The 14,341-nt window shown below is 66.9% G+C and carries 11 protein-coding genes; 2 read left to right on the forward strand and 9 right to left on the reverse strand.

Features of this window, described 5'->3' with window-relative positions:
* Window positions 1-134: 134 nt before the first annotated feature.
* Entirely contained in the window at window positions 135-986 is an 852-nt protein-coding gene (gene dapF, locus LV28_RS47285; protein ID WP_038621908.1) for a diaminopimelate epimerase, read from the reverse strand.
* A 42-nt stretch (window positions 987-1,028) separates the two neighbouring features.
* A complete protein-coding gene (locus LV28_RS47290; RefSeq protein WP_023598087.1) occupies window positions 1,029-1,925 on the reverse strand; it encodes a lipid A biosynthesis lauroyl acyltransferase in 897 nt (298 codons plus the stop codon).
* A gap of 186 nt (window positions 1,926-2,111) precedes the next feature.
* Between LV28_RS47290 and metK the strand changes: the two genes are divergently transcribed.
* Window positions 2,112-3,290 (forward strand): methionine adenosyltransferase, encoded by a 1,179-nt coding sequence (gene metK, locus LV28_RS47295; protein ID WP_023598088.1) that lies wholly within the window; start codon window positions 2,112-2,114, stop codon window positions 3,288-3,290.
* A 168-nt stretch (window positions 3,291-3,458) separates the two neighbouring features.
* On the opposite strand, the gene LV28_RS47300 is transcribed toward metK, so the two are convergent.
* Both LV28_RS47300 and LV28_RS47305 read right to left on the reverse strand, forming a co-directional pair.
* Window positions 3,459-4,823, reverse strand: a complete 1,365-nt coding sequence (locus LV28_RS47300) for a coniferyl aldehyde dehydrogenase (RefSeq protein ID WP_048806792.1) — start codon at window positions 4,821-4,823, stop codon at window positions 3,459-3,461.
* A gap of 224 nt (window positions 4,824-5,047) precedes the next feature.
* Window positions 5,048-6,721, reverse strand: a complete 1,674-nt coding sequence (locus LV28_RS47305) for an acyl-CoA dehydrogenase family protein (RefSeq protein ID WP_115344445.1) — start codon at window positions 6,719-6,721, stop codon at window positions 5,048-5,050.
* Window positions 6,722-7,089: 368 nt separating this feature from the next.
* Between LV28_RS47305 and LV28_RS47310 the strand changes: the two genes are divergently transcribed.
* A complete protein-coding gene (locus LV28_RS47310; RefSeq protein ID WP_038619460.1) occupies window positions 7,090-8,784 on the forward strand; it encodes a GMC family oxidoreductase in 1,695 nt (564 codons plus the stop codon).
* Here the strand turns inward: LV28_RS47310 and LV28_RS47315 are convergent.
* From LV28_RS47315 to pilO2, 5 genes are read right to left on the reverse strand one after another with little or no spacing between them, the layout of a single operon-like run.
* Window positions 8,755-9,645, reverse strand: a complete 891-nt coding sequence (locus tag LV28_RS47315; RefSeq protein ID WP_023598093.1) for a prepilin peptidase — start codon at window positions 9,643-9,645, stop codon at window positions 8,755-8,757. The genes LV28_RS47310 and LV28_RS47315 overlap by 30 nt on opposite strands.
* Window positions 9,646-9,647: 2 nt before the next feature.
* Complete coding sequence (locus LV28_RS47320) at window positions 9,648-10,739, reverse strand: type II secretion system F family protein (RefSeq protein ID WP_023598094.1); 1,092 nt, start codon at window positions 10,737-10,739, stop codon at window positions 9,648-9,650.
* Window positions 10,740-10,778: 39 nt separating this feature from the next.
* The gene (locus tag LV28_RS47325; RefSeq protein WP_038619455.1) at window positions 10,779-12,503 is read right to left on the reverse strand and encodes a GspE/PulE family protein; all 1,725 of its coding nucleotides are present in this window, start codon (window positions 12,501-12,503) and stop codon (window positions 10,779-10,781) included.
* The gene (locus tag LV28_RS47330) at window positions 12,487-12,990 is read right to left on the reverse strand and encodes a hypothetical protein (protein WP_023598096.1); all 504 of its coding nucleotides are present in this window, start codon (window positions 12,988-12,990) and stop codon (window positions 12,487-12,489) included. The genes LV28_RS47325 and LV28_RS47330 overlap by 17 nt, the downstream gene beginning before the upstream one ends.
* Complete coding sequence (gene pilO2, locus LV28_RS47335) at window positions 12,980-14,341, reverse strand: type 4b pilus protein PilO2 (RefSeq protein ID WP_038619452.1); 1,362 nt, start codon at window positions 14,339-14,341, stop codon at window positions 12,980-12,982. Before pilO2 ends, LV28_RS47330 begins: the two co-directional genes overlap by 11 nt.

Genomic DNA, 14,341 nt, shown 5'->3' on the forward strand with positions numbered 1-14,341 from the left:
TCGTCAACTGCCGCGAGCCGCCCCCGGGCTCAGGGGTGGCCTGCGGCCGCCTGGGTCGCTAAATCAGTATTCGTCAGAAACCAAATATCGTACAGACCTTCCGGGCGTCAGGTCCGACGCGCCGACGTCGCCTGTCAGATCTCGATCGTGCCCTCGAAGACCGTGGCGGCCGGCCCCGTCATGATGACTGAGCCGTTCGCACCGTCCCAGTCGATGGTGAGCATGCCGCCGTGCGTCTCGATCGCGACCGGTGCGCGCAGCAGCCCGCGACGGATACCCGCCACCGCCGCGGCACACGCGCCGGTGCCGCACGCGAGCGTTTCGCCCGCACCGCGCTCATACACGCGCAGTCGCGCCTGGTGCGGCCCGACCACCTGCAGGAAGCCGGCGTTCACGCGGCGCGGGAAACGGGCGTGTCGCTCGACGAGCGGACCGTCCGTCTCGACCGGTGCGGTGTCGACGTTGTCCACGACCTGCACGGCATGCGGGTTGCCCATCGACACCACGGAAATCCACGTGGTCTTGCCGGCCACGTCCAGCGGCCAGAGCGTGTCGTCACCCTCGCCACGCCCTTGCAGGCCGGCGGTGTCGAACGGCACGTCCGACGGCGTGAGGATCGGCGCGCCCATATCCACGCTGACCTGCCCGTCCTCGCGCATCGTGAGCGTGATCACGCCTTGCTGCACCTCGACGCGCACCGAGCGCTTGTCGGTCAGCCCGGTGTCGCGCACGAACTTCACGAAGCAGCGCGCGCCGTTGCCGCAATGCTCGACCTCGCCACCGTCGGCGTTGAAGATGCGGTAGCGGAAGTCCACGCCCGGCAGCGTGGAGCGCTCGACGAGCAGCAACTGATCGGCGCCGACGCCAAAATGACGGTCGGCGAGCGCACGCCACTGTTCGGGCGTGAAATCGATGGTCTGCGAGATGCCGTCGATCACGACAAAGTCGTTCCCGGCACCTTGCATCTTGGTGAATTTGAGCTTCATGCCGCTATTGTAGTGGAGAAGGTCGACGCGCATCCGGCCCCATCAATACACGCCGGGCTGGCCCTCTGGGCGCGTCTTGAAGCGCTTGTGCACCCAGTAGTACTGCTCCGGCATCTTCAGGATTTGCTCCTCGAGGAAGGCGTTCATGCGGCGCGCGTCGGCTTCGGGGTCGCCGCTCGGGTAGTTTTCCCAAATCGGAAAGACTTTCAAGCGATAGCCCTTGTAGTTGGGCAGCACCTCGCCGATGAAGGGAAGCACCTGGGCACGGCCGACCTCGGCCAGACGCGAAACCGACGTCAGGGTGCAGGTCGGTACGCCGAAGAACGGCACGAACACCGAATTGCGCGCGCCATAGTCCATGTCGGCGGCCAGCATGACGGGCTTGCGCTTGCGGAACATGCGCAGCACGTCGCGGGCGCTGTCGCCGCGCGGGATCATCTCGGCGTCGAACCGCCCGCGCTGCTCGCGCGCCATGGCGTCGAACGCCGGGTTCGACATCGGCGTGTAAAGCGACGCGCACGGCCGGTCGAGCAGGTAATTGATGAAGACCGACGCCATCTCGATGCCCACGAAGTGAAAGCCCAGCAAGATTGTCGGGGGCATGTCCGGCGCCTTGAGGTCGACGGCCGAATCGACTTCGATGAGCCGCTCGAGCTTCTTGCCGTCGGCGAACCACTGCACGCTGCGCTCCGCGTAGCTTCGGATCGCATGCACGAACGACGCCTTGGCGACGCGCTCGCGCGTGGCGTCATCCCAGTGCGGAAAACACAGGCGCAGGTTGGTATGCACAACCCGCTTGCGCGAGCTGGGAATGGCGTAAAGCAGACGCCCCAGCCCCGCGCCGAAGCGCGCGACCCAGCTGTAGGGCAGCAGGTTCAGCCCGCGCAGCAGGCCGACGCTCAGGTAGTACCCGAAGGATTTCTTGGTAGTGGATGCCATGTCGCAAGCAGGATTTCTTCAGGGGCGTATAATAAGCGACATCGCCGAGTTAACTGACAACTTGCGGGGCGATTCGGGTGAGCGACCTTACCGGCAGCGCATCCGACCAATTTTCCGCTAAAGCGTCGCCGCTTCGCCTCCGATGACGGCAACGTGAGTCGCCAAATTCGTACAGAGGAGCCAGAAGTGGCGAACGATTATCTTTTTACCTCCGAATCCGTCTCTGAAGGCCACCCGGACAAGGTTGCCGATCAAATCTCCGACGCCGTTCTCGACGCCATCCTGACGCAGGACAAGTACGCACGTGTTGCCGCGGAAACGCTTTGCAACACCGGCCTCGTCGTGCTCGCCGGCGAAATCACCACGACCGCCACGGTGGACTATCAGCAGGTGGCGCGCGACACGATCCGCCGCATCGGCTACGACAACACCGACTACGGCATCGACTACAAGGGTTGCGCCGTGCTGGTGGCCTACGACCGCCAGTCGCCGGACATCGCCCAGGGCGTGGACCGTGCGCATGACGACAACCTCGATCAGGGCGCCGGCGACCAGGGTCTGATGTTCGGCTATGCGTGCGACGAAACGCCGGAACTGATGCCGCTGCCGATCTACCTGTCGCACCGTCTGGTGGAGCGTCAGTCGCAAGTGCGCCGCGACGGCCGCCTGCCGTGGCTGCGTCCGGATGCCAAGTCGCAGGTCACCATCAAGTATGAAAACGGCCGCCCGCACAGCATCGACACGGTCGTGCTCTCGACGCAGCACCATCCGGACATCGCGCTGGACGCGCTGCGCGAAGCCGTGATCGAGGAAGTCATCAAGCCGGTGCTGCCGGCCGACCTCATTAAGGGCGACATCAAGTTCCTGGTGAACCCGACCGGCCGTTTCGTGATCGGTGGCCCGCAGGGCGACGCCGGCCTCACGGGTCGCAAGATCATCGTCGACACCTATGGCGGCGCCGCGCCGCACGGCGGTGGCGCGTTCTCGGGCAAGGACCCCTCGAAGGTGGACCGCTCGGCAGCCTACGCCGGCCGCTACGTCGCGAAGAACATCGTGGCCGCCGGCCTGGCCTCGAAGTGCGTGATCCAGGTCTCGTACGCCATCGGTGTGGCACGCCCGACGTCGGTGATGGTCAACACTTTCGGCACCGGCAAGATCAGCGATCAGCGTATCGCCGAACTTGTCGAGAAGCACTTCGATCTGCGCCCGAAGGGCATCATCCAGATGCTCGACCTGCTGCGCCCGATCTACGAGAAGACGGCCGCCTACGGTCACTTCGGCCGTGAAGAGCCGGAATTCTCGTGGGAAGCGACCGACCGCGCCGACGCCCTGCTCGCCGACGCCGGTCTGCGCGCCGTGGCCTGAGCTGCATTGCACGCAAGCTGGCGCCAACCCGCCGGCACCGAAAGACACAACCCCCGCCCGGGTCGCCCCGGCGGGGGTTTTGTTTTCAAAGGCCAGCGACGGCGATATGGCCACAATATCGTTGCGTGATCACCGCGCCACGGCCGGTTTGCGACCCGGGCGCCGCGGTCATCGCAGAAATCGCCGGATCAGCATGCCGAATGCCTTGCCGTAGGGCGGATTGAGCAGCGCCGTGCCGTTCCAGCGCGACTGCCGGAAGATCGGTTTCTCCTTGGAGAACGTGCGAAAGCCCGCTTCGCCGTGATAGCCGCCCATGCCTGACGGTCCCACCCCGGCAAACGGCAGCGTATGCTCGGCCACGTGCAGCAGCGTGTCGTTGATCGTCACGCCACCGGAGATCGTGTTCCGGACCACGTGATCGATGCGCGTATTGTCGGTATCGAACACATAGAGCGCGAGCGGATGCGGCCTCTCGTTCACGTAGGCAATCGCCGCGTCCAGATCGTCATAAGGCACGACCGGCAGCAACGGCCCGAAAATCTCCTCTCGCATCACGCGCATGCCGTCGTGCACACCCGTGAGTACCACCGGGGGCATACGCCGGCGCGCCGCCTGCGGCTCGGCGTCGAAAAGCGCATGTGCCGTGGCACCCTGCGCCGTGGCCTCGCTCGCCAGGCCGGCCAGGCGCGCAAAATGCCGCGGCGACACGATGCTCGTGTACTGCGGATTGTCCACCGCATTCGGATAGAGCCGCGCCGCCGTCTGCCGTGCGGTCGTCAGGAAGGCGTCGAGTTTCTCGCGCGGCACCAGCACGTAATCGGGCGCGATGCAGGTCTGCCCCGCATTGACCAGCTTGCCGAACATGATGCGCTCCACCGCATGGTCCCAGCGTGCGCCCGGGCCGATGATGGCCGGCGACTTGCCGCCAAGTTCCAGCGTCACCGGCGTGAGATGCTCGCTCGCCGCGCGCATCACGTGATGCCCGATCGAGGTCGCGCCGGTAAACAGCAGATGATCGAATGGCAACGTGGAAAATGCGCGGGCGATCTGCGCGTCGCCGGTCACCACCGTCACCCATTCCGGCGCGAAGGTATCGGCCACGGCCGCCGCGAACACCTCCGCAAAGCGGGGCGTGATCTCCGAGACCTTGATCATCACGCGATTGCCCGCCGCCAGTGCGTCGGTGAGCGGGCCCACGGCGAGCAACAGCGGATAGTTCCAGGGCACGATCACGCCGACGACGCCCAGCGGCTGCGGCACGACCGACCGGCGTCCCGGCAGCAGCCACAGGTGCGCCCAACCGTGCGCCCCCCGCATCCAGCGCCGTGTGTGCGCGAGCGCATGCTTCAGGTTGCCATGCGCGGGAAACAGCTCGAGCATGTCGGTTTCCTGCGACGAGCGTCCGCCGAAGTCCGCGTCGATGGCGGTCGCGAAAGCGTCGCGATACTTGTGCAGCATGGCCTGCAGCGCCTCGAGCTGGCGCTTGCGCATCGGCCAGTCGACGTGCGGCGACGCGTCGTGCGCTCGCCGCATGGCGTCGAAGCGCGGCAGCAATTGCGCGCGCGCGATGTCGTCGTCGACCGAGGTATCGAGTGTCATCGGCGTCGCCTCGTGCAGCCCGCCCGGTTCGTGATTGTGACCCATGCCCTGCTCCTCCCTGCCCGCACTGCGATGCGGGATTGCATCGTGTCGCGGCGTTGTTATGTCGATCTGTTATGTCGTGACGCGCGATGGACCATACCGGCATCGCATTCGTGTCAGCCCGCAGCGCCCGGGAACGCCCGGTCCAGCCACGCGCGCTGCACCGCCGTGGCGAGCGTGTCGGGCATCACCCCGTAGACACGTCCGCCGTGCGTGGCAAAACGGGTCTCGATGAAACCGTGTGCGAGCTCGATCGGGGCATGTTCGAGCAGCAACGCCGCCTGCGCGAGCAACACGATCTGCTGCGCGATGGCGCGCGCGCGCACCGCGTGCGTTGCCGGATCGGCGGCCAGCCACCCGTGGAGCTGCGCCAGCGCCGCGCGCAGTACCGCATGCGAGCCCACGCGTTCGGTCAGCCATTCGAACCAGCATTGGGCGACGTCGGGTTCACGACCGATCGCGCGCAACACGTCGAGACACATGACGTTGCCCGAACCTTCCCAGATCGAGTTGACGGGCGCCTCGCGGTACAGCCGCGCGAGCGGCCCCGTTTCCACGTAGCCGTTGCCGCCCCACACTTCCATGCACTCGCCGGCCAGTTCCAGCGCACGCTTGCATACCCAGAATTTCGCGGCAGGCAGCACCACGCGCCGCCATGCGCGCTCGACCGGCGAGTCGTCGTCAGCGGCGCTCGCATCGAACGCACGTGCCAGCCGCATCGCCAGCCACGTCGCCGCCTCCGATTCGAGCGAGAGATCGGCCAGCACCGCCGTCATCAGATCCTGGTCGACGAGCTTCGCGCCGAATGCCGCGCGATGCCTCGCATGGTGGATCGCCTGCACGACGCCCGCGCGCATCATGGCCGCGCTGCCGATCACGCAGTCGAGCCGCGTGTACGTCGCCATTTCGATGATGGTGGGAACGCCCCGACCCGGTGCGCCCACGCGCGTGCCAAACGCGCCCAGAAACTCGACCTCGCTGCTGGCGTTCGATCGATTGCCGAGCTTGTCTTTCAGGCGCTGCACCTGCACGGCATTCTTGCCGCCGTCGGGGCGATACCGGGGAACGAAGAAACACGAGAGCGCATCGGTATCGCCCTCGCGCGCGAGAACCAGATGGGCGTCGCACTGCGGCGCCGAGAAGAACCACTTGTGGCCGACGAGCGAAAACTCGCCGCGACCGCCGTCGGTCGCCACCGTCGTGTTCGTGCGCACGTCGGAGCCGCCCTGCTTCTCCGTCATGCCCATGCCGACGAGCATGGCGTGCTTCTGCGCGAGCGGCACGTCGCGCGGGTCGTGCTGCGGCGCGAGCAGTTTGTCCTTGATCGAGGGGAACAGCGCGGCTTCCTTCATCAGCACCGGAATGCTCGCGAACGTCATCGTCGTGGGACACAACGCGCCGGCTTCGTTCTGCGCGTGCAGGAAATATGACGCCGTACGCGCCGCCATGACCCCGCCGCGCGGATGCGCCCAGGGCAGCGACTGCAATTGTGCACCGCGCAACAACCCCATCAGGGCATGCCACGCAGGATGAAACTCGACGTGATCGATGCGATTGCCTCGCGCGTCAAACGATTGCAGCTCCGGTTCGTGACGATTGGCCGCCTGCGCCCACTGCTGCACTTCCGCCTCGCCCAGACGCGCGCCCTGACGATGCAGTTCCTTCGCATGCCAGTCGGCATCGAAGACGGCAACAGCGGCCTGCAACGCCGTGTCGGTCGCGTAGAGGTTGTAGTCGACGAGCGGCGGTACCTGATTGGTCACGTCGTGGGTCTGCCAGGCTTCAGTCATCCGTGTCTCCATGGGTCATGTATCGGACGGTCACCCGAGGCGATCATTTCATCATAGCGGTTGGCGTCGGACGTTCGCAGAAATTAGAGGAATGCTTCACTTGCCCCCCGCGCACACGGTTTGTCTGCCTACAATGAGTGCCGCCGCGAATTGACGCTTTGGCGCCGAGAAGCCCCGCCGCGAAGTGCCGCCCGTCAGAGGTGTGCCCGCCGCTGGTCGCGCGATGCGCAGCATGGCATCACGCACGAAGAGAAGCGCCACGACAAGTCGAACGACACGCCGTGCGGAGCGAATCCGTCGGCCAAAAGAAAGCGGCCGGACAGCCGCGCAACAGCGATAGCAGTGCCCATCCAAGGGAGGATGACAGCATGGACTACGACTACGTCATTGTCGGCGGCGGTTCGGCCGGTTGTGCACTGGCCGCGCGACTGGCCGACGGTGCGCCGCAGTGCACGATCGCGCTCATCGAGGCGGGTCCGCCCGACGACAGCTTTCTCGTTCGCCTGCCGCTGGGACTGGCGGCACTCGTGCCGTTTCGCTCGCGCCGCAACTATGGCTATCGCACCACGCCCCAGGCGGGATTGGGTGGCCGCCAGGGTTACCAGCCACGCGGACGTGGCCTGGGCGGGTCCAGCTCGATCAACGCCATGATCTACACGCGCGGCCACCCCGACGATTACAACGACTGGGCGCAGGCCGGGTGCGACGGCTGGGGATGGAGCGACGTGCTTCCCTACTTCCGCCGCAGCGAGAACAACGAACGCAACACGCATGGCGCCGACGCGTGGCACGGCAGCGGAGGTCCCCTCAACGTTGCCGACCTTCGCACGATCAACCCGTTCTCGCGTCATTACGTCGACGCCGCGCGTGAGGCCGGATTTCCGGTGACCGACGATTTCAACGGTCCGCAGTACGAAGGCGCGGGCATCTATCAGGTGACGCAAAAGGATGGGCAACGCTGGAATGCGGCGCGCGCCTATCTGCATGGAAAATCGCGCGCGAACCTGCATGTCATCACCGACGCGCTCGTGCAGCGCATCGTCTTCGACGGCAAGCGCGCGACCGGCGTCAAGCTGCAACGCCGCGGCGCGCTCGAGACGATTCGCGCCCGCGCCGAAGTGGTGCTGAGCGCCGGCGCGTTCAACTCGCCGCAGCTGCTCATGTGCTCGGGCATTGGCCCCGCCGCACAACTTCGCGCACACGGTGTGGCCGTGCTCGTCGACGCGCCGGGGGTGGGAGAGAACCTGCAGGACCACATCGACTTCATCATCAACAAGTACGTTGCGCACCGCGAACTGGTCGGCTACACCCCGGCGGGGCTCTGGCATCTGCTCACGCAGGGTTTCGAATATCTGCGCACACGCCGCGGGCTGTTCGCGAGCAACGTGGCCGAAGCCGGTGGTTTCCTGAAGAGCGATCCGGCGCTCGCGCGGCCGGATCTTCAGATGCACTTCCTGGTCGGGGTTTGCGACAACCACAATCGCCGCTTGCATCTGCCGCGCGGGCTGTCGCTGCACGCTTGCGTATTGCGGCCCAGGAGCCGCGGGCGCGTGACGCTTGCCTCGGCGGACATGCGCGACGCGCCGCGCATCGACCCCGCTTTCCTGCAGGCGCAGGAAGATGTCGATACCTTGCTGCGCGGCGTACGCGTCATTCGCCGCATCCTCGCGGCGCCATCGCTCGCACGATTCGGTGGGCGGGAGTTGCACACCCGCGGCGTGGAATCGGATGAAGCGCTGACCGCGCTGATCCGCGAACGCGCCGACACCATCTATCATCCGGTCGGCACCTGCCGGATGGGCAGCGATGCGACGTCGGTCGTCGACCCGGCGCTGCGGGTGCGTGGCGTGGAGGGCCTGCGCGTCGTGGACGCGTCGATCATGCCCACGCTCATTGGCGGCAACACCAACGCGCCATCGATCATGATCGGCGAGAAGGCGGCCGACCTGATGCTCGCGCACGCCATCGGCTCGCCGCAGGCAAACACCGCCGCCGCGCGCGCGTCGTCGACACCGTCGGAAGGTGCGCCGGCCTTAGCCGCCCGGATACAGCCACAGACCTAGGAACGGCTCGCCCCACAGTGCGCTCGCCAGCGCGCCGAGACTCAGCCACGGTCCGAACGGCAACGGTGCACGCACGGCGCGACCGCGCCAGAGCGCCAGCACGGCAAAGGCGAGCGTGGCCGCGGTGGCGCCGAACGCGAGCATCAGCGGCACGCCAACCCAGCCGAGCCACGCACCGCACGCGGCCACGAGCTTGGCGTCGCCCCCGCCCAGACCGTCCTGACCGGTCAGCGCGCGGTACGCGCCGGCCATCGTCCACATCGCCCCGTATCCCAGCGCGGCCCCGGTCACGGAGGCGTCGACGGGCAGCGTCACCCCCGCGGCGCTGCACAGCAATCCGGCCCACACCAGCGGCAACGTCAGCGCGTCGGGGAGCAGGCGTGTGTCCACGTCGATGAGGGCGAGCGCCAGCATCGTCGCGCCGAACCCACACCAGGCGAGCATGGGCAGATACTGTCTCGAAGGCAGAAAGTGCCACGCAATCGCCGCGAACATGGCCGCCACCGTCACTTCGACGAGCGGATATCGCATGGAGATCCCCGCGCCGCAACCGGCACAGCGTCCGCGCAGCCAGAGGTAACCGAGTACGGGGATGTTGTGCCGCAGGGCGATGCGCGTCTCGCAACGCGGACAGCGCGATGGCGGCCAGGCCAGATTGAAACGTGGCGCAACCGGTGGCAATTGCCCGGTCCATTCGGCCACCTCGCGCGCCCATTGCGCTTCGAGCATGCGCGGCACACGATGCACAACCACGTTCACGAAGCTTCCGACGAGCAGGCCGAACGCCCCCATCATCGCCACCGCGACATCGTTGGGCAATGCGTACAGCGCCTGCCAGAGCGGATCGAGTGACGACGGCATCGTCAGAACATCGTGCGAGCGTATTCGCCCGCCGCATGACCGATTTGCAACATGCCGCCGACCGTGAAGATGATGGTCAGGCCCACGAGCGCCAGCAACACCGAGCGCAGGGTGGCCGAACGCAGTTTGATGCGCTCGGCCACCTCCTCGATCGTCATCAGCCCGATCTTGCGGATGCCGGCGTCGAAGTTGGTCCGCCCCGAATACTCGACAAGCCGGTCGAAGATCTCTTCATTGAAGATGCCCGTGTCCATCGCCTTGATCATGCTGCGTTCGCTCTTGAGCGAGGCGCGCATGCGCAGCAGATGCCATCGCAGCCAAGGCGACGCACGCCCGAGCAGCAGGGAGATGGCGTCGAACACCGAGGTCTTCGCGCCGGTCAGGGCAGCGAGCGCGACCAGAAACTCGCCCGCCCGCACGTCGCGGTACACGGCGTAGGGGCCGATGGTATCGACGCGCTGGCGCAACGGCCCCGTCCACCGACTGAACGACAGCGACATCAGGACGACGAGCGCGACCGGCACGCCATAGAGCAGCGGCCACCAGTTGGCGACGAAGCGCGACATGGCGTACAGTCCCGCGCCGACGAGTGGGAATCTCTCCGGCGGCATGATCTCCGTCATGATCGGCATCATGCCGTACGCCACGCCGAGCTGGATCGCGGCGAGCAGCACCGACATGAAGATCGGCAGCGCCACGGCACCGGCAATGGCCGCGCGCGTCTGTTGCTGGAGCGTGACCACGCGCGCGAGGAATCGCAGCGTGCCGGGCAGGTCACCCTTCTCCCCTGCCGCGATGACGACCAGGTCTTCGTCGGGGATGGTGCCCGCCCATGACTTCTGCAGATTCTTCGAGCTCGCGCGGTCGCGCCAGACGGCGTAAAGCGGCGCCATCGGATTGCGGCGCTCCTTGGCGCGCGCATACCGGCGCGAGAAGAGCTCGAACGGATTGGCACCGTCTTCGATGGCGTCGGCGAAATCGCTGTAGAACTTTGCGCGGCTCTTGCGAAATCGCCGCTTCGCCTTCGCCAGTCCCGGATAGGGATCGCGATCGGCGGTGAGCCTGGCGAGCAGGCGGTTGGCAGCTTCGATCATGAGAGGAACCCGGAGGTGTCAGACATGGCGCGCCCGCGCTCACACACAGGCGAGCCGGCGCGACGCGGCACCGCCCGGCGACGCCGTCTGACGAAGATGAAATTTCTTGAGCTTGCAGAAGGCCGCTTCGACGTCGCGCGGATCGACGAGACCCTGCGACATCTTGAATATCGCGTGCTCCATCGCCGACTTGCCGGTCATGTTCGGGCTGGCGAGATCGCCGTCGTGGCTCGCGCGCCAGTGGCGCTCCGCCTCCCAGAACTGGCCGGCGCGCAACAGCTCCAGCAACTCGTCGGTCAGCTCGCACACTTCGGCGACGACCGTCTGCCCACTGGTGCCGCGCCCGTGACACCGCTCGCAACCCGGCCCCTCCACGCGCAGCGCCGCGGCGTCGACGCCCAACGCACCGATGATCGCGAGCGTGGCATCGTCGAGCCGTTCGCGCGCGGGCCGCTTGCAGTGCTCGCAGAGCACCGGAATGAGCTTCTGATAGATGATCGCCGTGAGAAAATTCGGCGCGGCCACGGCGGCCAGCGGCATGCCGATCTCGTCGCTCACGAGGCGCGACACGATTCCGAACGCGCTCGACGCATGCACGGTCGAGAGCACCTGATGGCCCGTCTCCGTCATCGACTTCGCGAACGACCCGGTCTCCGCGTCGCGAATCTCGCCCGGCATGAGCTTGTCCGGATCTCCCCGCAGCAGCACCTTCGCGGCGGCGCCGAACGCGGAATCTCCCGGACCGTCTTCCGCACGACGCTGAATCGGGATCTGCGTCATGTGTGGCTGGATGTACTCGACGGGATCCTCGATGGAGAAGAATTTCTTGCCGGAGTCGCGCTCGTACGTCATGAGCGTGCGCAGCGTCGTCGACTTTCCCGACCCCGTCTCGCCCGCGATGACGGTCAGCCCGGGGCTGCGATGCACCGCGTCTTCCAGGATCTCGATCTGGTCCGCGGAGTAACCGAGTTGCGCGAGCGTGAGCACGTCGCCTTCCGTCGCCTCGTTCACCAGCAGGCGCAGCACCACGTCCACCCCGCGATTCTCCTTCACGCTCTGGAAGCGCAACTGATACTTGCGCTGGCGCAGCGTGACCGGAATGGAGCAGCTCTGGTGCTGCGCCTCGTCGAAATGATTGTGGCTGCGACTGCTCGGATCGGCCCGCGAGTTGTACGCGGCGGACACAGCATCGAGCATCGCGTGATAGTCGCGTGCGAGACGATCGCTCTCGCCCGTCACGCGCAGCTTGCCATGAATGCGCATGCGCACCCGTACCTGGCGATTGTCGCGAAATTCGAAGTGAATGTCCGACGCCCCCGCGTCGATGGCACGCTCGATGATCAGATCGAAATTTCGATAGGCACCGGTGCGGCGCTCGTCGTGCCGGTCGTCGCCGTCGCCCTGCTGCTGCAGGCGTGACTGCATCAGCAGGATTTCTTCGGTGGTGCCGACGTAGATGCCCTCCAGATCGAGGCGATGCCTGGCGCGCACCGCCTGGTCGAAGCGTTCGAGCAGATCGGAGCCCTGTGTGCCCAGGAATGTCGTGTGTTCGAGCAACACCAGATACAGCCGCGGCTTCATCGCCACGAGGACCAGCGAGCCGTGCTCGGCACCCGCCAACGTGATGCCGAGGTCCTGCCGCCAGCCGAACGCCTGGATCTCCGGCTCGCGCAGGTCGGCAATGGGCTGGGCCATGACGCGCGCACCGGAGCGGCGCCCCAGACGCAGCAGTGCGGCGCGCAGACGCTCAGCGAGGGGACGCATAGGACAACTCCGGCGACGCCCGTCCGCCCGCCGAACGATCCTCGGCCTGCTCCGGCGCCACGGGCGCGGCGCCGAACGTGTTGGGCAGCAACAGGCGGCGCCGCTGCGCCCCACGACGCACGTCGACGAAATCGTCGCCGATGGCCACGATCTGCCAGTCGCCCACCTTGTCGCCGCGGGTCACGTTGCGGCCATAGCGGCCGTCCACGCGAAGATAGGCGACCGTCGTGTTCTCCACGCCGTAGATGAAGAGCAGCTCGGGCGGCACGTCGGGGCGCGCCGGTCTCGCCACAGCCGCCCCCGGTACCTTGTGGGCGGCCTGCGCCTCCCCGGCATCCTTCGCGGCCTGCGCCGCCTGCGACGCCTTCAGATGCGCGCGCGCGAACGCGTCGATGGTCTCTTCGGCGTGCGCGCCGGCAGCCGTCGCGAGCATGCACGGCGCGACCAGCAGCACCACGCATGCCGGGTGGAAGGACTTAATGGACATAGTAGGTTCCTTGAGCGGAGAAGACGGGTTTGCCGTCGTCGATCACGACCTTCAGCTCGGAGAGCGACATGTTGCCCGCCCGCATCATCAGGCCGGCGACCGAATCGACGAATGCCAGATGCCCGGCCATCTTCCATTCGCCTTTCGACAGCGGAGGCGGCACGTCGTCGCGCGACGTCACGCCCGGCGGCACGGGCACGAGCGGTTCGGGCATCGTGAGCGCGATGTCCATGCCGTAGTCGCCCAACGCCTGAAGTCGTGCGCCAGCGGTGCGCAGGAATTGATTTCGTGGCACCGGCGTAACGCGCGCCTCGCCGTCGTCTTCCAGCGACTCGATCTCGTTCCGGGCCGAGGCATCGCCTTTCGCGGCGCCCAGCGACGCCACCACGGTGCTCGCCGCATGCGCCTCGTCCGGCGCGATCGAGACGGTTTCGCGAGCGTGGTCCAGATCGACGATCCTGGCATCGGGCCGTTGCGACAGGAGCAGGTCGAAGGTGCCGCCGTCACGACGGCGCCAGTCGATCTCGCATCGTTGCGCCTTGCAATCGATGCTCGCCGGTCGCCATCCGCCGGCATTCGCCGGCAACTGCTGCACGACACGCTGCAAGTGCCGCGCGTACGACGCGCCGGCCGAGAACGGCTCCGCCGCGATGGCCCGCGCCAGCGCCTGCCGGTACGCTTCGATCGGATCGACCCGATTGGCGGCCGCGCGTTTGGCCTGTTGCGCGTCGTCGTACCATCGCCACCCCCACCATCCGGCCGCCGCCACGACCAAGAGCATGACCAGCACACCGCCCGCGAGCCGGATGGCCCGCGTGGGCAAGGCCTTTCGCACCGGCTTCAGACGCGCCTGCGCAAGCGCTTCGTGCCCGGAGGAAGCGACGATGTCGTCAAGCGTCAGCACCACGTCGGCATGCGGCAGATTGGCGCGCTGGACGCCCGCAATTTTCACCGGCCCGTCGACCTCGGCACACCATTGCTCGAGACGCGGCCTGATCTGCTCGGCCGGCACACTCAGATCGAGCTCGGGACGCCGGTCCCGAAGCGTGACGAACAGGATCATGGCCGGATCGTCGGGGTCGGGATGCAGGAAGGCGACGTTCGGTCCGTCGACGAGCGCGCCGAGCAGGCACGCCAGCGCGGGGCCGCCAGGCTCGGTGCCGTCGGCGGCGTGCGCGGGCAACGACACGAGACCCACGGTACGTGTCCCCGCGCCGTCGTCGATCACGACGAAGTGCGAGGCGTCACGGCTGCGAGCGAGACTGCGGATCTCGGCCATCTCCTTTTGCAGCCCGATGAGCGTCTCCCACTGCGCGCCCACGACCAGGTGATTCGACAATGCGCGCCCCAT

The sequence above is a fragment of the Pandoraea pnomenusa genome (assembly GCF_000767615.3).
In the GTDB taxonomy this organism is placed as follows: domain Bacteria; phylum Pseudomonadota; class Gammaproteobacteria; order Burkholderiales; family Burkholderiaceae; genus Pandoraea; species Pandoraea pnomenusa.

What these genes read in the sequence shown, in the direction of transcription:
- dapF (WP_038621908.1), bottom strand. Translation starts at nt 986, where the DNA reads ATGAAGCTCAAATTCACCAAGATGCAAGGTGCCGGGAACGACTTTGTC.
- LV28_RS47290 (WP_023598087.1), bottom strand. Translation starts at nt 1,925, where the DNA reads ATGGCATCCACTACCAAGAAATCCTTCGGGTACTACCTGAGCGTCGGC.
- LV28_RS47300 (WP_048806792.1), bottom strand. Translation starts at nt 4,823, where the DNA reads ATGCGGCGAGCGCACGACGCGTCGCCGCACGTCGACTGGCCGATGCGC.
- LV28_RS47305 (WP_115344445.1), bottom strand. Translation starts at nt 6,721, where the DNA reads ATGACTGAAGCCTGGCAGACCCACGACGTGACCAATCAGGTACCGCCG.
- LV28_RS47310 (WP_038619460.1), top strand. Translation starts at nt 7,090, where the DNA reads ATGGACTACGACTACGTCATTGTCGGCGGCGGTTCGGCCGGTTGTGCA.
- LV28_RS47315 (WP_023598093.1), bottom strand. Translation starts at nt 9,645, where the DNA reads ATGCCGTCGTCACTCGATCCGCTCTGGCAGGCGCTGTACGCATTGCCC.
- LV28_RS47320 (WP_023598094.1), bottom strand. Translation starts at nt 10,739, where the DNA reads ATGATCGAAGCTGCCAACCGCCTGCTCGCCAGGCTCACCGCCGATCGC.
- LV28_RS47325 (WP_038619455.1), bottom strand. Translation starts at nt 12,503, where the DNA reads ATGCGTCCCCTCGCTGAGCGTCTGCGCGCCGCACTGCTGCGTCTGGGG.
- LV28_RS47330 (WP_023598096.1), bottom strand. Translation starts at nt 12,990, where the DNA reads ATGTCCATTAAGTCCTTCCACCCGGCATGCGTGGTGCTGCTGGTCGCG.
- pilO2 (WP_038619452.1), bottom strand. Translation starts at nt 14,341, where the DNA reads ATGGGGCGCGCATTGTCGAATCACCTGGTCGTGGGCGCGCAGTGGGAG.